The sequence below is a fragment of the uncultured Imperialibacter sp. genome (assembly GCF_963974565.1).
Classification (GTDB): domain Bacteria; phylum Bacteroidota; class Bacteroidia; order Cytophagales; family Cyclobacteriaceae; genus Imperialibacter; species Imperialibacter roseus.
Genome location: NZ_CAXBCJ010000006.1, coordinates 157,320 through 177,279 on the forward strand (window position 1 = coordinate 157,320; position 19,960 = coordinate 177,279).

General features: G+C 48.4%; 12 protein-coding genes. All 12 read right to left on the reverse strand.

The features are described from left to right. Position 1: 1 nt before the first annotated feature. On the reverse strand, positions 2–766 hold the full coding sequence (locus AAC052_RS10455) for a hypothetical protein (protein ID WP_339813084.1): 765 nt from the start codon (positions 764–766) through the stop codon (positions 2–4). After that, positions 750–1,442, reverse strand: a complete 693-nt coding sequence (locus AAC052_RS10460) for an OmpA family protein (RefSeq protein ID WP_339813087.1) — start codon at positions 1,440–1,442, stop codon at positions 750–752. Before AAC052_RS10460 ends, AAC052_RS10455 begins: the two co-directional genes overlap by 17 nt. After that, positions 1,439–2,524: a MotA/TolQ/ExbB proton channel family protein gene (locus AAC052_RS10465; protein WP_339813090.1), complete on the reverse strand. Its 1,086-nt coding sequence runs from the start codon at positions 2,522–2,524 to the stop codon at positions 1,439–1,441. The genes AAC052_RS10460 and AAC052_RS10465 overlap by 4 nt, the downstream gene beginning before the upstream one ends. A gap of 4 nt (positions 2,525–2,528) precedes the next feature. Beyond that, positions 2,529–5,168: a site-specific DNA-methyltransferase gene (locus AAC052_RS10470; RefSeq protein WP_339813093.1), complete on the reverse strand. Its 2,640-nt coding sequence runs from the start codon at positions 5,166–5,168 to the stop codon at positions 2,529–2,531. A 5-nt stretch (positions 5,169–5,173) separates the two neighbouring features. Further along, positions 5,174–5,503 carry a hypothetical protein gene (locus AAC052_RS10475; RefSeq protein WP_339813096.1) on the reverse strand — a complete coding sequence of 110 codons (330 nt, stop codon included), beginning with the start codon at positions 5,501–5,503 and terminating at the stop codon, positions 5,174–5,176. Then, positions 5,500–5,922, reverse strand: a complete 423-nt coding sequence (locus AAC052_RS10480) for a PIN domain-containing protein (RefSeq protein WP_339813099.1) — start codon at positions 5,920–5,922, stop codon at positions 5,500–5,502. The genes AAC052_RS10475 and AAC052_RS10480 overlap by 4 nt, the downstream gene beginning before the upstream one ends. Next, complete coding sequence (locus AAC052_RS10485; RefSeq protein WP_339813102.1) at positions 5,919–9,134, reverse strand: DEAD/DEAH box helicase family protein; 3,216 nt, start codon at positions 9,132–9,134, stop codon at positions 5,919–5,921. The genes AAC052_RS10480 and AAC052_RS10485 overlap by 4 nt, the downstream gene beginning before the upstream one ends. A 766-nt stretch (positions 9,135–9,900) precedes the next feature. Next, entirely contained in the window at positions 9,901–11,565 is a 1,665-nt protein-coding gene (locus AAC052_RS10490; RefSeq protein WP_339813288.1) for a DUF885 family protein, read from the reverse strand. Positions 11,566–12,105: 540 nt separating this feature from the next. Then, the gene (locus tag AAC052_RS10495; protein WP_339813104.1) at positions 12,106–15,618 is read right to left on the reverse strand and encodes a hypothetical protein; all 3,513 of its coding nucleotides are present in this window, start codon (positions 15,616–15,618) and stop codon (positions 12,106–12,108) included. Then, a complete protein-coding gene (locus AAC052_RS10500; protein WP_339813107.1) occupies positions 15,618–19,277 on the reverse strand; it encodes a HAMP domain-containing sensor histidine kinase in 3,660 nt (1,219 codons plus the stop codon). The genes AAC052_RS10495 and AAC052_RS10500 overlap by 1 nt, the downstream gene beginning before the upstream one ends. A gap of 20 nt (positions 19,278–19,297) precedes the next feature. Beyond that, on the reverse strand, positions 19,298–19,696 hold the full coding sequence (locus AAC052_RS10505) for a DUF983 domain-containing protein (RefSeq protein WP_317492247.1): 399 nt from the start codon (positions 19,694–19,696) through the stop codon (positions 19,298–19,300). Beyond that, positions 19,656–19,925 carry a hypothetical protein gene (locus tag AAC052_RS10510; RefSeq protein ID WP_317492248.1) on the reverse strand — a complete coding sequence of 90 codons (270 nt, stop codon included), beginning with the start codon at positions 19,923–19,925 and terminating at the stop codon, positions 19,656–19,658. The genes AAC052_RS10505 and AAC052_RS10510 overlap by 41 nt, the downstream gene beginning before the upstream one ends. Between the last annotated feature and the right edge of the window lie 35 nt (positions 19,926–19,960).

The window sequence follows — 19,960 nt, forward strand, 5'->3', positions numbered from 1 at the left end:
TTTAGTGTCGAAATTTTGCTTTGAAACTTTGCAGCTTTAGATGATTCTTGCCTTTACTGAAAATTTGCTGGTGATGAGCATCAACATTGGCATGGCATTCTGTGCACAAAACCTCCAAGTTTGAGGCCTTATTATTTAGTCTGTTCCTGTCTTTGTGATGTACTTCAAGGAAATTAGCATTATTGAATTCCAATAATATGCCGCACCTTTCGCAAGAAAAATCCTCCTGAGCCCTTCTGGCAAAAGATACCTGATTCCAGTCTTTTGAATAGCCATCTTGCCTCACTGATGTTTCATCATACTCATTGTTGCGGGTTCTTTTCTCTGCAATTTCTATGATCACATCGAACCAATTCTTATTCGGCTCTCCGTAAGAGAAGAAGTTGAGTTTTCGGTTACAGTTTCGGCAGAATTTCAGGCGCTGCTCCCCAATCGACTTATTTTGATCAGTACAGAAGACTTTGACAGGCATCGAAGAGGCAAATACATAATTACTATACTGCTCTCTTGTTTGACACTCTTCTATATGAAATCGGGGTAAATCATTCCAATGAATAGTTGCATACCTATTTTTGTAGGCGAACATATATGCCTCGTTTTCGCCATCATCGTAGACGAACCGATCATTTTTTATTTTGATTCGGTTCCATACGATATTTTCAACATGCTTATACTGATATACGCTACCCTCCTTTAGTTTCCGATATAGCTTCTCTTCCAGCCAGTCGGCGGTAGGACCTTTGAGGAAATCATAGATCTTGCTCATCGTAGATTTCTTTGACGAGCTTTTCACTCGAAGTTACTATTCTGAACTCAACCCTTCTTGATTTATCATTGTCTATGGCCTTATTTTCACTTGTGTAAACGACTTCTCCCTCACTGTTTAATGCTCTGGAGTATGACATTCCATTAGCAGTAAGCAAAAACTCCAGTCTCTTTTTGATGGGTAACTCAAGTGAAAGAAAATCGTGCGAACCTCGCACCTTTTCAAGCACACTTTGTGCTCTGGAAGACGAGAGAGCAAGATTGTAGCTATAGCTATCCATTCCTGATCTCGGCGGAACGGTGTCTGTATGCCCTTCTATCCTAATCTCTTTGATGTAGTCGAGATTTCCGTAGGTGGTGATTGTTTGAAGGTACCTTGGTATGAAATCATCCAAAATTTCGTGGAAATCAGACGTCAAGAGATTGCTGCCCGTGCGAAAAAGTACTTTATCCGCTGGATTGAAAGTTACCGTCCCGTCCGGACTAAGCTGGATTTCCTGCTCCTCAATCTCTTGCTGGAACTCCTCTGACAACGCATTGTATACATCCTGCTCAACAAACTTGTACTCTATCACCTGCATGATGTAGTTGATAGCAATGAACATAAAAACGACCATCAAACCGGTCATCATGTCTGAGATAGAAATCCAGTTCGATTCGTCCTTTCGAGACCTCATTTCTTGAATTTGCTTTCCAGGTAAATGATATACTCTTTCATCACATTGTCAAGCCCCTGAAAAGTAGCGTTGAGGTTATCCATGAACTTATCGTCCAATTTATTAAGACTTGATATCTCAAACTTCTTGAGCTCCTGCAAGCTGTGCGAAAGTGCATTAACACTGTCCCTCACTCCGTCCTCCCGCTCCAACCACAGCGATATCTCATCTTTAGATTCAATAAATGCGTCCTTTACCTCGCCCAGACTGTCGGCATGCTTCACAAGTGCCTGAGAAGCATCCTTCATGTTGGAAGCTGAATCCTTGACCTGATAGATTATTTCACTGAACCTCGACTCATCATCTGTAATCGCCTTGAACTCTTCAATGATAGCAGCCAGGTGACTGGTTTGGCCAGCAATTTCATCGAGGGTATCCACCCAGTTCTGCGTCGTTGCTACAAAAGTTTGGTGTCTTTCAACAAGTTGTTGATAGGCATTTTTAATGCTCTGTATTTCATCAAAATATTCCTCCTGCCATGTTGTAAGGCGGTCTATCGACTCGGTCAGCCGATCAAAGTTCTTTTCTATTAGTTGGTCAATGAAAGATTTGAAGGTATTGTTAACGTCATCCACCACTCCCTTTAAAGATTCTACAATAGCATTATCGATGGAGTTGGCAAGGTTGGCAGATAGGCTAGCGAGGTGATCATTCATCTTATTGAGCTCGGCCATCTCGCTTTCAAACTCTGGCTCCCTGGCATGGCCTGCATGCATCTTGTACTTCACAATGTTGCCAAAGATCAAGTTCAACACTATACCATAAATTGAAGTGTAAAAAGCAGTCTTGAGTCCATCCAAAAGGTCGCCAATACTGTCCTTTATCAAATCTGGAGAAGTATCAAAATTGATCAAACCATAGGCAATTCCCATAAAGGTGCCCAAAAGACCAAGAGTTATGAATATTTGAGGAATAGACTCAAATACGTAAAAGTTGGTCATCTTACTTCTAAGAGCAGCAGAGAAGTTCAAGCAAACCATCACCGAGTAGACTGTCCAGCCTATTAATAGAAACCATGGAAGCTCTGTTAACAAAAACTCCATGGCATCAGACCGTTAAAACCTTCGTGCTCTCCTCTCCAAACTGGCTGATCACCCGGACAGCGATCTTTTGGCCTTTCTTCTTCGCAGGTATTGGGTGCGACTGGAAGCCGTACAACCTGTCGAAGGCTTCGTCGTCGATTTCCACTTTGAGGGTGCGCTCGGCGTTGCGCTTGGTGGTTGCTTTGGCAAGGTCAGAAAGGCCCCTTTGCCATTTGCTGAACTCGGATTTTTCGCCGCCGCAAAAGAATACCTGCTTCACCACAAAGTTGCTGCCATCGTAGTCGTCGTCCACCATCCAGTAGGCGATGTCGTTGACATTGCGGCTTTTTACCTCGTCTTTGATAGGGTCGTAAATGTCGAGACCACGGATTTCAACGTGCACGGTGTCTTTGCCAGGCACCAGCACTACATCCGGTTCTCCGATAGTAATGAAACTGCCTGCTTTTTTGTCCTTTTTCAGCAGACCTTCCTGCAGCAGGTCGTCGTGCATACGCACCTTGGTGACTTCGAAACTGCCCATACTGGTGGTTTGCTGCTGGTTTTGGATGTCGCTTTCGAAGCTGAAGCCAAGAATAATGAGCCAGTCGGCATCGCCCCGCTGGCGGCACTCCTTTACTGCCTCGCTGACGGCCTGCTTGCTCACGGTGCCAAATTGCGGGCCAATGTGCAGGTAGGCCTTCTTCTCGCCACCCGTGCTCATATAGAAGCCCTCCGCATGCAAAAAACCCGACACTAAACGCTCTACCCGAATGAATCGGGCTGTTTCGTTTTTATCTCCATTTTTGACACCGGCGGTACGCAGGTGTTCAAATACCTTTTCTTCAAAGTCTTGTGCTGACGCTGCTTCGGCATACCCTTCCGTTTCTGCCGTCAGTGCTTCTGGCGATATCGGCTCAAAGTTTTGTAACGTTTCTACTGTAAAGGGGCCCGCTACCCTTAGGCGCTTCTTGTCTTCGTAAGGTTTGTCGTACAGGGTTTCAGTTTCCGGCGGTTCGTCATTAGCCAGACTCTTGAGCGTGATGTGTGGCACTTCTTCGTACACAAAACCCTGACGGATGTCTCCCTCAGGTTTGGCCCTTGGTGTGATCGTCTTTTTGATTTTTCCCTCTTTCACTTCCTGCTTCACGTCCACATCGCTGTAGAGATGGTAGTAAGGGAAAGTAGCCGTCATGAGGCGGGTTTTGGCAATATTGAGAGCAATACGGCTGGTATCGACGGTGATCCATCGCCGACCCCATTGCTCCGCTACAAATGCACTAGTACCACTTCCACAGGTTGGGTCAAGAACTAAATCGCCAGGATCAGTGCTCATAAGAAGGCATCGAACAATTGGCAAAAATGGTGTTTGAACAACATAATGTTTTTCACTAAACGTGCCAATTATCGTGTCGGGCCACACATTATCGTAGGGCATTAGCGGGAAGTCGTTTTCATATCTTTTGTAAGCGAGTCTTTTACCATTTACTACCACTCTCCCCTTGTCAATGAGTTTGTACATTCCTGAGATTTTTGTTTTCCAGTGAGAACCTGGGCTTGGAAAGAACTCCCTGTCATCAAATTTTATCGGCTGAGAGCCACTCGTTGTCTCTCCGGGGCTAACTATATTATCCGCACGGAATCTCTGTCCGGCTGGCATTGGGTCAACTCCGTCTCGCTCTTTACTTGTAAGCCGTCTTACACTACCATCCCGAAGTTCGATCATGTTAAACGTACCACCCTCAGTTCTTTCAACTCGTTCTTGCCACAAACGGCGAAATTTCAAATTTTGGCCATCCTTGGCGAACCAAATAATATAATCATAGGTGGAACTGAGAGCGTTTGTTGTAAAGGAAGAGGTTTTAGCGAATCCAATTAATGAAACAAAATTTTCGCTCCCAAACACTTCATCCATTAAGCAACGCACCAGGTGCACATTCTCATCACTGATCTGCACAAAACAGGAACCGCTTTCGGTGAGCAATTCTTTCGCCACCAAAAGCCGATCTCTCATATAGCTTAGGTAGCTATGGATGCCCAGCTCCCAGGTATCCCGGAAGGCTTTGATCATTTCGGGCTCGCCAGACAGGCTTTCGTCAGCGCCATCCTTCACATTGCGATCGTTGAGCTTGTTTTGCCAGTTGCTGTTGTACTTGATGCCGTAGGGTGGGTCTATATAAATCATCTGCACCTGGCCGGCCATCCCTTCCCGTTCCAGCAGGCTGGTCATGGTGAGCAGGCTGTCACCTTGTATAAGTCGATTCATCCATCCATCTGAGTAAGAATAGTAGGAGCTTACCTTTTCTAATTCGTCATGCTCAAGTGCATTACCAAATACTTCGTTCGTGGAAAAAAGATCCAGCTGGTCAGGATTGTTCTTTTCTTCCACTATCTCATACAGTCCTTTGATCAGCATTTCGGGGCTGATATGCTCGTGGCGGTAGAGCGAGCGGATGTCTACCTTCAGCCGGTCGTTGGTGTCGTCGGCTCCGTACTTATTCATCCAGAATAGCTCCGGGTCTTGCCCACGGTGTACCACTGGGTTTTTCGGCAAATCAAGCACCTTTTTACCTGCTTTTACTTTGGGGTTGGCTTCTTCGTAACCAGCCTCTTCTTTGGAAGGGATGTGGGCACGTTTGTCGGAGCTATGTTTGTATGATTCAGGCATGGTTTTCAGGTGTTATGGAAGTAATCGGGTTTATTCAATCTCTTCTCTTCGGCTTTGGCAGCTTTCTTCGTTTTGCATGACAAAGTTCGGTATTCAAGGTCTTTCAAGTTATTAGCTATATCAGCCTGCTTTCTTTTATTGTTTCTTGTTCCCGTTCCACCGCACTCAGGAGGAAGAAGTGACGTCATTCGAACTGCCACATTCTTGCTTTCTCCGAAGAGCAACCGTTGGCCGGTTCTAGCATTTTTTATTTCATATACTCCAGGCCCAATAGGAGCTTTTAGAATTCCATGATCCAATGGATCGGGAAACTTATACCATTCTGACCAGCTCATATCAGCGTTATTTTTGAATTGAACCTTACGAAGTCCTTCGAATTCATAGTGAAGAGTCTGGTGATACCATGCGATACCATGAAAGCCACAATGCGGGTGTCGTGTGCATTTTTGCCGGAAACAGCATGCTCTGCTACCAATTGCTTCCAGTTGTCAAACAGATCTTCCTTATCAGGAATGAGGGTGTACACAGACAGCAGATCGTTTATTTCCTTGCTAGCCACGTCTGGTGCAAGGCCAAAGCCTCTCTTGTCGGCAGGTCGGGTCGCCACCACATAAAACTCGTAGATTACCTGGGGACAGATGCTCAGGTTGGCCCCCTCAGCTTTTAGCCTTATAAGCGTGTCGGTGACTGAAACATGGTCGGGGTGGCTGGGCTGCTTGGATGCAACGAGGATGTTAGCGTCGAGTAGTATCATCTGCCATCCTCCCCGTACAAGTTTTCTCTTCTCAGGTCTTCCGCCGTGATGACCACATCACTCTTGATGGTGCCAAACGACTTCTTTAATCTGGCCACTGGGTCTTCTTCAATATCAAGTGAACGAATCTTATCTATCAGGTCGTTTCTTATGTTGCGGATGTCATTGGCCACTTCAATAAATGCCCACTCATTCATTTCATATTTTTCACGCACGGCGTTTATGGCAGGTAGCCAACGGTTTTCCACATACCATTTCTTCTCAGCCTTTTCCTTGTTCATGCCGGTGATCTCCACCACCAGGTTCACTTTTTTACCCTTTGGGGTGGCTACCTCAGCAATAAAGTCAGGGAAGTATTGCCTGTCTACCCCATCCTTCACATATGGAATGGCGAACCCGAGGAACTGATTCTTGACATAGCTCCCCACCTCCTCCAATTCTTCAAAAGTTTTCGCAGCAATCGCCTCCCAGTCGGAGTCCATGACTACTTTGTTGACATGGGATTTTGTCGTGTCAAAGGTATCCTTTATCGTGTGGCCCGAAACGTATTTGGTGCTATTGAACGGGTTGTAATGATTGAGCACCGGCCGGATGAACTCGACGGTGTTGAGATGCTGATTAATAGCGGTGGCTATGTGATCCGATATCCGTTTTGGATCCTCATAATACAGCAGTCGCTTGAACTCGTCTCCACGAATGTTTAGCAACAGGACTTTGGTATTATACCATTCGGTCACAATCTCTTTCAGCTTGAAGAAAAGGTGATGCTTGGGTGCCCCGTCATCATCAGAAAATTTATAGTGGATCAAATCTTTAGTGATCAGGTAAATAATCTCCTGATCCCTTTTTTCCAGCACCGTTGCTACCTTCATTACCTCCCGCTGGTTGGTAAATGCATTTCCCATCTCGGTTTGAGTGGGAAATTTCGACCCGTCAAATTCAAAATTCCCGATGTTAGAAAAGTCCCAGGTCAGGTCTTCACCTTTAAAGTCGACCCTATAGCCTGCTACCACAGGAAACACGATCTCATGGGCACGTTGCCTTTCAGGTAGTGCCTTCACCATGGTATAGGCAGGAGGAGGTGGCGTAGGCCCTACGTCGCCTCCTTTGAACATATTGAACGGCACGCCAATGATATGCGCATACTCTGGCGGAAACTTATAATTGGCGATCTTTCTCTTGTCGGCCGTCGGCAGTCCCTCCTTATCGTAGCCCTGAAGTTCGTAGTTCATTCTTCGCAGTGCTCGCCCAGCCACTTGCTCGCACAACAACTGCGAGCCGAAGGCCCTTAGTCCCATGATATGAGTCACCGTATTGGCATCCCACCCCTCAGTAAGCATAGAAACCGACACAACACAGCGAATATGCCCTCCCAACTTACCAGGCTGGCCGACAGTGTTAACAACCTCCCTTAGTATTTCGGCATCAGTTATTTTCTCGGCTGATCCTTGTCCGTGCAACCGGGCATATTCCTTTTTGAATTCCTCAATTTCGCCTGCGAAAACCTTTTTGAACTCCTCATTTACTTGTCCCCCTTCGTCCAGTGCTTCTGAGTCGATGAGTAGCGTGGGTGATTTATGTTTTAATCTATTGTATTGGTCATAGTTGGAGAATAGGTCGAAATGCCCGGACACCACTCTGGTGCTACCTTCCTGATCATGGAATTCGTAACCCGCAATAAATTTATAGACCTCTTTAGAGACCGACGTATTGTTGCAAACAGCTATGAATACCGGAGGCTTGCTATACAAATCTGCTTCCTTCTCGCCCTTGCCTCTTATGTTTTTCTCGTAATCCCGATAGTGACCATAAAACTGGTCGAGTGCTCCTTTGACCAATTGAGGAAGCTGAGGGGGCTCTTCCAACAGGACATTGCCCTCTTTTTTTGCTTCCGATTTCTTTTTGCGTTGGCCTTTTTTGGGTAGCTCATCCCTGACGTGGTCATACAAGTTTTTAAGCATGGCACCGGTCAGATTTTGTGTGTTATCACCTTCGGGCAGGAAAGGTATTTTTACCAGTCCCGACTCCATGGCCTCTACAAGGCCAAAGTCGGTTACCACCCAACCGAAAAGACTATAGGAAGGATAGCCAGAGCCAGACAGATAATAAGGTGTCGCACTCAGGTCGTACACATACTGAAGTTTATACCTTTGTGCAATTTCGGCTAAGCCAGAGAACCAAACTGCGGCTTTGGCGTTCTCATCGCTTTCCTCGCTGTCTTTTGTTTTGCCCTTACTTCTTGGTTTGTAGCAGTGGTGTGCTTCGTCGTTCAATACCAGTAGCCTGGAATCTTTTTTAAAGCCACTCAACACACGCTTAATTACCTGATTGAAGTCTTCAAGCGCTTCTTCCTTTATTGGTTTTCCGTCTTTATCGTAGCCTTTGATCTTCCCATCAAATGGGCTTCTTTTATTCCCCTGAAGTGTTCTGGGCATAAAAGAGTGATAGTTGGTGATGATTATTTTGGCATTCAGCTGGCCCAGATACTTCTCATAGTTTTGCGGAACAAGGTCTCTAACGGCGTAATAGTCTTTTCGCTCGTTCTTGTTGCCCGCTCTTTTATCAACAAAGAGGACACTTAGCCTATCCCTGATTGTAATTCCGGGAGCAACGATCAGGAAGTTATCGGCAAACCGCACATCACCACGATATTCCTGGCGGTTAAAGAAATGGTATAGGATCAATGTGCCCATCACCACCGTTTTGCCTGTGCCTGTGGCCATTTTAAAAGCTATTCGTGGCAGGTAATCGGCCGGCTCATCAGATACTGCTTGCTGCGCTCCTCTGATCTTATTCAGAATATTTTGCCCCGGGTTGGATTTTGTTGCCACCTCATTGAGCCAGATGGCTGCTTCGATGGCCTCTCGTTGAGCGAAGAAAAGCCTCTTATTTGGTGATCGTTCTTCGTTCTTAAACCAAAACGTCAGTAAATCTCTGGTTACTCTCGTCGTATCAGTGTAACCTTCGTCTCTCCACTTCTTGACTTCCTTTCTAACCAAATTGATTAATTGCGGCCCATATTGAACTTCGTAGTCATTGACATCAAAAATACCCGATTGCTCTTTCTGCCGTTCCGGAATGGAGGGGACGTCTGGTGAAAAAATTCTTCGCCCCACTCTAACGTCTTCATAGTTCAATGCACCGTTTTCGTCGGTGGCATAGTGCGACAGAGGTTCATCATATGGGTTGTTTAGAATAGGCGATTGACTCATGAGATTTTCCAGAAATCGAATTTGGCTTAAAGTGTTAAATTATAAATTATTATTGGAAAAAATGGGAAGTATCATCGGGACTGGATCAAAATATAAAGTATTCCAGTTTTCAGATGAGGGTGCGTCAAAAAAAATTGGAACTGGATTATATACCTCTTTGGTAATACAACAAATTAGATCAGGGATTTAGCTATTGATGTATTTCCTTCTCCCTGCGTGAGGGACAGAGCCATTGTTGGAGCCCGTTGTTGGTTTTTCGTGCGTTGGCCGGCGACTGGTGATGGCCCGACCCCTGCCGCCGAAACGGGTGGTCGGGTGAGTAATAACGCTCCGGCGGCAAGGGGGCACGCCCAAGTTATTGAAGTATTTTTGATTGGGTGGTGGAGGGATTGGGGTGCAACTTTTCATTTCGTCGGGGAAGATTAAAGAGGTTACTATGTGCTGAAGCGCAGAGAGTAACCTCTTTAATAGTTAACGTTGAGATTAAAGAGGTTACCATTTGCAGGGGAGCAAAGAGTAACCTCTTTAATTTGGTTCTGTTGCAGGAGCGCAGAGAGTAACCTCTTTAATAGTTGCCGTTGAGATTAAAGAGGTTACTATTTGCAGGGGCGCAGAGAGTAACCTCTTTAATTTGGTTCTGTTGCAGGAGCGCAGAGAGTAACCTCATCAATAGTTCACGTTGGGATTAAAGAGGTTACGACTTGCAGGGCGCAGAGAGTAACCTCTTTAATTTGGTTCTGTTGCAGGAAAGCAGAGAGTAACCTCTTTAATGGTAAAACCGCCACGTCGTTTTAAAGTCCTTCGGAAGGGTTTGGTTGGTGAGAATGGCCCGCACCATTTCCACTGGCATGGCGTTTTCGTGGAGCACGGCGTCGTGGTATTGCTTGAGGGTCATTTTGCCACCGTCCACGAGTTCTTTTTTGAGGGCGTAAAACTGCAAGCCGCCAGTAAGGTAGGCTACCTGGTACAACGGCCCGTAGCCGCCCGTGAAGGAGCGCCTCACCTCCCCTTCGGCATTGGCCCGCTCGTGCCCTACCCTGTCGACGAGGAAGTCGATGCACTGCTGGGGGCTCCACTTGCCCATGTGGTAGTTGAGCGAGAAGATGATGCGGGCACAGCGGTGCATGCGCCAAAAAAGCATGCCGATGCGGTCTTCAGGCGAGCGGGGAAAGTCCATGTCCCACAGCAGCAGCTCCCAGTAGAGGGCCCAGCCTTCGGTCCAGAATGGGGTGCGGAAGTGACGGTAGGTTTTGTAGCGGCGGTTCATGAAACCCTGCAGGTGGTGGCCGGCAATGAGCTCGTGGTGCACGGTGGATCGGGAGAAGTGAGGGTTGTTGCCCCGCATGCTCATCATGCGGTCTTCATACTCCATGGTGTTGGTGGGGTAAGAGATGATGAAGTTTTCGCCGCCCAGGAAGAACGGGCTCACCTTCTGGCGCTCGGCCGCCATCATGGTCATGCGCCAGCTTTCTTCGGCAATGGGCGGAATGGTGACCAGGTCGTGCTCCTTGAGGAAGGCCATCGACTGATTATAGAGCTCCATCATGGCTTCGGGCTGCTGGCCAACGGGCACATAGGAGTTTTTGACTTTCTCCTGTGCCGCCTTCCAGTCGTCGCCGAAGCCCATTTCACGTGAGGCTTTGAGTAGCTCAGCGTCGCACCAGGCAAACTCTTTGTTGGCCAGCTCAATCAGCTGATCGGGTGTGTAAGGGATCATTTCAAACTCCAGCTGCTTGATGATTTCGTCACGGCCAATTGGGCTTCCCACAATGCCGCTGCCGTCGTCTTTTTGCGTGGTGATGAGCCTGGCCTTGCTGGTCATCACCTTTTCGTAAACGGTCAGCAGGCTGTCGACCCGGTTGATGGGCATGGTGACCCACCAGGTGTACATGGGGTCGTATTCGTTGTAAAAACTGTGGATGCTTTTGATGCCTTCCTGTATGCCTTTGATGGAGGTGGACGCTCGCCTGGTGAGCTTTTGATCGAAGGGCTCGGCGGCTTTTAGTTTGGTGGTGATGGCTTCTATCTCATCGCCTGTGTCGGTCAGCTTTTTGGCGACTTCCTGCCATTCGAGTTGGTTGCCCCGCCGCCTGAGGTTTTCGATTTCGTAGAGATAGGGAGCAAATGGAAGCCACTGCTTCACGGCTGCCAGTTCGGCGCCTTCGAGGGTAAGGGTGCGCAGGTCTTCCTGCACATCCCGTTTGAAGAGGAGATAGTCGACCCGGGCACCGGTGCCGAGGGCATTGTAGTCCATCGCCTCCAACTGCCTGAGGTAGTCCTGGTCGAGGGTTTTGAGGCGCTCAATGCGCTCGGGCGAGCTGTCCATATAATAGAAACGGTGCAGGCTGCCGTAGTCGGCATCGTAGCGCACCATGAGGTTGTTGACTTCGGAGGTTTGCTCGTAGAGGGGTTGCGAGAAGGCGCTGAGCATAATCAATGCAAAGAAGAACGAGAGCATTGTCTTTTTCATAAGGCAGATAGGTTGAATCCAATGCATAAGATGTGACGGAAACACAAGTAAATCAACGGAAGCTGGACAAAGGGAAAGAAAGTGCGGTGGGTGGTGGCCTTTGGCTCCCTTTAGGGGCGCCAGGGGTTTGAGGTTGGGAAGGGGTAAAACAAAGGCCAAGTGTTGGCATTTAGAAACCGGCGGTGGATACACCTGCCGGAACGGAGGGCGGGCGACAACGTTGTGAGCAAAGGCGTCGGCACGGCCCGTAGGGCTGTTGGGGCCGTCAACCGCCGAAAAGGTTGAGGAAACACCCTCAGAAAACCCAACCCGGCGTCTGACGGCCCTTGCTCGGTGGCTATTTCGCCGTGCCGACACCTTCGTTCGTCCAAGCCTTAAGCCGGGCACCCCTGAAGGGGCGTGATACAAGGAGGATGGCGGTGAAGCCCCATCCGAATAAGGAAGCGGCTTGCAGCTCCCCCCTCTCCCCACGGGAGAGGGCCGGGGTGAGGTGGCCAAGCCCTAAAACAACGCCGTCACCTGCACCCCACCAAAGTGAATCACCGACTTACTCGGCGACTTACGTCCATCGTAGTTGATCTGCAAGCGCAGTCCACTTTTCAGCCTTTGCTGCCACTGTAGCCGCCACGTATAGTTAGTGCCTGGCCGCAGTGCCTCCAGCATCTCATAGCCCAGCGGACTGGCTTCGTCACCCTTGAAGTTCATATTGATCACCTTCACAAAGCCGGAAATGGTCGACTGTAGCGACTTATTCATCTGCCAGTCGATTTGGTATTCCGTCAAGTCACTCCCCTGCTCTTCGGAGACTGGCAAAGCCCTTTTGTGGGAGTAGCGAACACTGCTGGTAATACGAAGCCATTGCAACGGCATCCACTGCAGCTGAGGTTTTACCTGCCGCTGCCTGATCAGGTAGTTCCGGTTACTGAAGATGTCGCTCGACGACTCCGTCTCTCCTACCTCACTTTGCAGGAAAATGGCCCAATCGGCCGACAGGTTGGTTCGGGTATTGAGCTGCCACACCTTTTTATTTCTGGCCTCCCAGCCACCGGTGAGCAGCTGTCGGCCGGCGGTAGACTGATAGCCAACATCCAGACCGTACTTCGGATCGGCCCGGTTGAAAAACCAACGGCTTCTAAGGGCGTTCTTATAAGCCAACTCGTCTTCTGAAGTACCCGGCGTGCTCCACACGTCAAAGCGTTGCGCCCAGTTGCTGTCCTGTGTCTTTCTGTCCACCAGCACCGCCGATACGTTGGAGAACCTGCCGAGAAACGACTTGAAGCCACCTGCAGACTTCCATTCTGCCGGCGCTGTCAGCTCAAGGCTGTAGTTGAGGATGGTTTGGTAGGCCGAGATGTAGTTATCTGTGGGCACAAATATCTTAGCGTAGGTGCGCTCATCAGGGTTGATGGCTTCGTAGAATTCATTCAGGTCCTGTACCCCATCACCGTTGTCATCCCGCCAGGTGTGTGTACCCTGTCCGGGAATCACCTCGATGTACACATACTCCCGGCGCAATTCCCGTCCATTGAGCAAAGCCAGAGATAGGTCCGAACGGATCGACCGCTCCCACCAGGCACTCTGCCAGTTGATTCTGCCCTGCACGGTTTCCTCTTTCTCCTCGCTGGTATCAAGGATATCGTCCAGCTGCCTGTAGGTGAAAACACCCGACACCACGTGCCTGTCTTTCCATTGAGTGGTGAAGGAAGCATTGGAGGTGTAGCTGATATCGCTTCGCTGCAGCACGCCGTCCACAGGTCTGTCGTCTATGCGTCGGTTGGCATCGAGCCGGAAGGAGGTGCCGCTTTCAGCGGTGTCGGCCGATTGCAGAAAAACCATGTGCTGATTGTAGTTCATCGCTGACGTCACCACCGAGTCGGCAGGTTGGTTGGTAATAGCGTTCCTGTCGCTCTGAAAAGTGTAGCCAGGCATCAGCTTGCCCAGCTTATACGCAGCCGTTAGCTGTGCCCTTGTCCAGGTCGATTCATTGACACCCTGTGCACTCTTCAAGTCAAAAAAATCACCGCTAAACGTGGCTTTGCCTAGCTGCTGACGAAGCAATGCCTTCTGCTGCCAGCCATCTATTGCCTGACCTTTGTTGCGATACGAGGCCTGGTAGTTCCAGCGGTTAACGCTGCTCTTTTGCATACCCAGCCTCCCCACCAGTATATGATCCTCAATGGCGGCCGGCTCCTGCCCCGACTGAAAGATGGGTGTATAGCTCCAGTCCCTATCATATTCTATGTAGCGGTACCTGTCGATAGGCCGGAAATACTGGTGGTTCCATTCGTACGACGCCTCCGACAGCCATTTGTACTCTTTCAAAAACCCTACTTCCCTTCCTTCCGATCGTATCCCCGATTTTTGCGCCCAGCCCTGGTTGTCCTGCTGGTCGAGGGTGGAGAAAAGGTTTTTGTCCTGGTTGCTGGCCGAAAGCTCCGTGTAAACCGTTTCATACGGCGTTATTTTGGAGCTGACCCCTCCTACTACCAGCTGCCTGCTGTTGGGGGTTACCACAGGAATGCTAGGCGAGTAGTCGCCCTGGGGCACCCCATTCACAGGTGCCACCCACTCGTACACTTTGCCATTCAAGCCCAGCGGCAACTGTACATAGTCACCCGCCGACACTTGGCTAAAGCTGACCTGGTACACGGCTGCTTCGGGGTTACTGGAATATTGATAGATACTGTAGACACGGCCCTGCGCATCGACCGTGTCTATCCTGGCATACAAGATTCGATTATCCGAATACCCCACACTGTCAGCGCCTGAAATGGCTGCCAGCGACAGGTCGTCACCAATGCCGGACAAGGCAAGCCGGTCGGCTTCGGTCAGGTCATAACTAAGTGGCCGGAACGGGTTATCCTTTTCCCGATACACCTCGAAGTAGGCCGTTGTCTTCCCATTCGACTGCCTGTGTGACGCTGACAGTATGGAACGGCTGAAGTTTTGAGCCGTGTATTCAAAGTCGACCCGTATCCTGGAGAATTTGGTGATCAACACCTTAGGCGTGAAAGTGACCTCCGCCAGGTTATAGTCAATCACATAGTCTTCGTTAAAACCTCTTTTCAGCAGCCGGCCATCCAAATAGATTTTTTCCGAATTGGCAATCACAATGATGAACCGCTCCCCATCCGGCCCTCGAAGCCTGTAGGGGCCACTTAGCCCTTCCACCGCTTCAAGGAGTGTCGAAGAGAACTTTCCCTTGGCTATAGACGCCGTAACGCTGGTGGAGGCTTTCCAGCTGCTCCCGAGGTCGTACTTGTAAGCCGCTCTGCCACCCTGCACATTCTTGTAGTATTTCAAAAAGTAAGTAGAGTCGTTGCGCAGTACCACGTCGCCAGCCATAAGGGAGAACTTATCGTTGTAAAGGCTGACCAGCACTTTGTCGAAGTCCTGGATCTGCTGCGTATTTCCTTCCGGCTGAAAGGGCACCTGCTGGTCAGTGATCACAGCGTTGATGAACAAATCATCCGCAAGCTGACCATCGAGCTGCAGGTTGAGGCTCGACGTCACTCCGAGGTTGTTCGTATTACCTACTGTAATGCCCCGGCTGATGCTTCCCGACTTGTACAGTGATTCAGTAGCAAAAAGCTCCTCCTTTACCAAAGGCGTACTGCCTGTTGGTTGGCTACTTTCCGACAAATTCTCCCTCGGCCCTTCGGCCGAGTAGAGCGACATATCGTACTTGTAGATGGGTTCGTGAAGCACAAAAGGGAGCACCTGGTAGCAAACTTCTATGGCCTCTTCCAGGGGCTTTTCAAAAGTCAGCTCACCCGTGGCCAGGTCATAACTATACACAATGCCATCTGGCAGCTTAATGCTCTCTGGGTTGACTGAAAGTGAGTCGAGTTGAAACTGGAGCCGCCCTTGAGGTATCGATCTGCATTTTGTGTTTGCAGCCTGAGCCAACGACAGCATTGGGAAACAAATGAGAAGTGATGCCACAAGGTGAGGGATCCTGATCTTTCGCAGGAAGGCTGTGAAGATATAAGCAGCATTTTGGCTTGGCCCCATTAACCTAAAGGTAGTGAAACATAAAAAGTAGTTCCATACCCATGTACCGTTTCAAACCAGATGCTTCCGCCGGCTTGCTCTACACCTCTTCTGGCCAATGCCAGCCCTATGCCCGATCCTTCTTGTTTGGTGCTGAACGAGGGAACAAACACTTTGTCCTGAATGTCCTCAGCTATGCCAATGCCGTTGTCCTTAAACGAAATCTCGGCCTCTTTCTCCTTCACCCTTATGCCAATTTCCAGGCGGGGGCCTGGTCTGCCTTCCATAGCCTGGCAGGCATTAATAATCAGGTTGGTGAAAATGCCTGAAAGCATCTTTTCATCGGCAACAACAAACACCGGCGCTATCGGCGATTGGTACACAAAATCCACCCCGGGTTTGCTGTGCAGCTGCACCAGCTGGCCAAGCAAGCCAGAAATATCAAACCTGCTTGGATCCGGAGCAGGGAGCTTCGCAAAAGTGCTGAATGAGGTAACTATATCGCTCAGGTTATCAATTTGTCGCAGTAGGTTATCAATCGACTTCTTCAGCCCCTCATCTTTGTCATCTGCAAGCCTGCGCATGTGCTGAAGCGTAAGCTTCATGGGCGTCAGCGGATTCTTGATCTCATGTGCCACTTGCTGGGCAATCTCTTTCCATGCCGACTCTTTCTCGCTCCTCACCAATGCGGCCCGGCTGGTTTCCAGCTTCACCAGCATAGAGTTATATTCAGCTACCAGCAACCCAATTTCGTCTGAGGTATTCCAGTGAATAGGCTCATTTGTTTCGTTGAAAGTCGTTTTCCGCAGCCGGGAGGTAATGATCCGCAGTGGATTGGTGAGCACCCTCGATGCCATGAACGATATGACCAGCGAGATAATAAAAATGAAAGTGAAGATATTGATGATGTTGGTGAACACCTCAATCTGTTGGTTTTGCTGTTGCGCCCTTGATTCAAAAAAAGGCATACTCATGATGCCCAACAAGCTGGCGTCATTGAATGACTTGATAGCCAGGTAAGTCGACTTATAGTTGAGGGCGCCCAGGCTTTCCGAAAGAATAATCCTTTCTCCATCATCCTCCCTGATGCGTCTTAATGCTTCCGGGTTAATGTACTCCGACAGCAGCTTGTCATCATAGATTGTTTGCTGGCTGGAGGCCATCAGCTTTCCATTCACGCTAAACAGGTTGATATCAGCCTGCGAAAACCTGGCAATATCGGTCAGCTCGTTGGACAGCACCTCTTTATTGATCACGTTGGAAATGTAGTTGTCCATCAGCGACACCAGGTAGCCGTTCACACTTTCGGCCTTCTTCATATACTGCTTGTCAATATCCTCCTTGTACGAATTATTGATAGCGCTGAGGGTTGCCACAGTAACCACTACCAGCGGAAGAAAGAAAGCGATGCTGAGGTAAATCTGGATCTTGGAAGCCAGCGTAAGCCCGGTGTTGGCAAATCTCACCTCAAGCGCATTAAAAACCACTGTAAGAGCTATGCCACCAATAAGTACCAGAAATAGGAACGAGAAATTGGAAACCATCCAGCTCACCTCGTACATCGGCGAGGTAATAATGATTCTTTTCTCTCTTGATCCCTTTATCCCCAAATGATGGAACCCATTGATTTCCAGGCCTGTGGCATACAAGGTTTCCCTGTCAAAAATACCCTGAGGTAGATTGGTGATATAGTTGAACGTCCCAGACTTATACCTCAGATTCGTACCCTCATAAATGCCGTAGCTGTAGTTTTCATCTGCCGGCTCATTCATAAACCGCTCGTCCACCAGCAGGCGTGGGTACACGGTGCTGGGAAGGTATTTCTTCAGGCGAAGCTGCAAAACAATGTATCCGATTGTCTTATCATACCTTTCCAGGCCTATAAAACACACATAGCGCTTGGTAGATCCCGGTGAAAAGTTGCTCTCAAAAAAGATATTCTGATAATCGGTTTTATAAATCGGCTTGTCATAGGTCTCCTTTATCGCTGAGAAAGTAACACCGGGCTCGTTGGGAAAAGGATCGCCTTTCGAATTATACATCGATACCTGCACATCGTACTTGTCGAAGTAGCTGTTCATGTAAAGTCGCTTGATACGCTGCTTTATCATGTCTTTAGCCAACACAGGGCTCATCATGCGGGTCAAAATAAAGATGTCGCTCTTAATGGATTTCATGATACCATCTAGCTGAAACTCGCCCTGAATATCATTTTCTATGAGCAGGCTATTAGCAAATTTTTGCTTTTGGACGTTCCTCTCAAATTCGCCGTATTTATAGATTGAATAGCTACCCAGTACGGAAGAAAACGCCGCCGCCAGAAAAAAATAAAGGAAGGCCTGAAACTGTATGGGGCGAATAAACTCAGGCAGACTGAACCAAAAAATAATGGAGAAGTAAGCGGCATGTAGCACGGGCACAATGGCCAAATCATCATCTATAATAATCGCCGCAACGAACAAAATGGCAGCCATGACAAGATGAACCAGCCAGGCAAACTGTGCGGAGCCAGTGCGTAGGTGCTTAAGCAGGATGTAAGAAGCATGAGCAATGAGAAAATAGCTGAAGCAAAATAGAAAGTACACGACCAGCGTTCCCATCCGGAACATATCGAGGTGAATGCTACGGTTTACATCTAGGTGGATTTGAGAGTTCTTAAATATCTCCTGCAAAAGCAGGTAGGTATACCCCATAAACCCATAGCCCAGCAGTATGACAACAATGGTGATCAACCATTTTACCTTTTGCGAAGCACCGGAGAAGTAAGCGTATGCGTCGCTTCGAAAAACGGCATTGGAAGTAAAGTAGACAAAGTAGGCGAGCAAAAAGGCTGTGATCATCAAGTCACCTAATGACTTGTGGAGCGAAGAAATAACAAGGTACCGTGAATTGAACAGGTCGAACTGGTAAACCGACGACGGGAAGTTGGTTGCCAGCAGCAGCCAGCGGATAAACACCACTCCTGCAAGCAATAAAGCTATGCCTGCATAAGGCCTGCCATTTTCTGCCAGGCCAGCAGCGGATCGCTGGAAGAAGAAAAAACCCAGCACAAACGCCACAGAAAGCAAGCTGAAGATAAGGAAGCGGTCAAAACGGGACGAAACAGCTGGCGGCGACTGAATGGTGAAATAGCATACTACCTGATCATGATAGCTAAAGGCAAAGCTTCCTTCCACCTCCTTGTCATATACGAAAACCCTCAGCTCGTCAAAAATGCTCTTATCGTACCCTCCTCTGATCAGTTCATTCTCAATCGGAAAGTTACGATAGATGGGCAGCACGCCCACATACTCCTTCCGAACCCCTGCTCTTTCGGTATATTCCTTCAGAGCAATAAATTTATTGCCCTCCCATTCCAAATATTGAATTTGGTAGTCACCCTCGAGCACTCTGTAGTCGGGCACAAAAGCATTGGAACTCAGCCCGGTGAGCGACCGATTCGTGTAAATCTGGATAGGGTAATTGGATTGCAGCGTGCCTGGCACCTTCCCGCTGCTTTTCGCATTGGCCAGGTCACTGTCAATGAGTTGCAACTGGCTAACCAGCCGTTCACTGATTTGCTCATAAGCCTCCTGACCTCTCTTCGAGCTCTTACCAACAAAATACCAATAGAAGAACGCAGAAGCCCCGAACAGGGCTGCAATGAAAAGATATTTATAGCTTACTACATGGGAGGCCAAATGGAACAGTTTTATCTTACCTATTTGTCTTTGCTCGACACACCGAAAGATGCATCATATTTTATGCCACCAAATGCATGAAGATAAAGAATTCTGGAATATCTGAACATAGTTGTCGACAAAAGCAACACAACGGTGACGATTGCCGCCATGTAAACCCACATGTCGGGGTTGTCAAATATGAAATAGACTGAAAACCCTACTATGATGGTCAGCGCCACGGAAATGGCATAACTCACGTACATGGCACCATTGTAAAACATGGGCTCCGGCTCAAAGCGAAGGCCACAAACCTCACACTTAACCGGCATTTTATCAAAATCTTTTAACCTGAAGTTCGGCTCAACAAACATGTTGCCAGACCGGCAACGGGGACACTTACCATGAACGATTGCCTGAAGGGCGGAGGTTTTTGACATTTTTCCTGCTGTTTCTGTACCAAAAAAAGGCAATCACTGCTAACAATAAATATGGGGTGAAAAACAAGTAGAGTATGCCAAAGTTAAGGCCCGCTGCAAAATTGGCTGTTTCTCCATTGCTCATATTTGCCTCCAGCGTCGACCGGCACATGGCGCATTGAGCCCAGCTATCCACATTGGTCAAAAGGAGTACCACAGCAACAAAAAGGGTTTTGATAAATACTTTCATATGCTAACTAACAGTCGTTGACTTTCCTCAGTTCT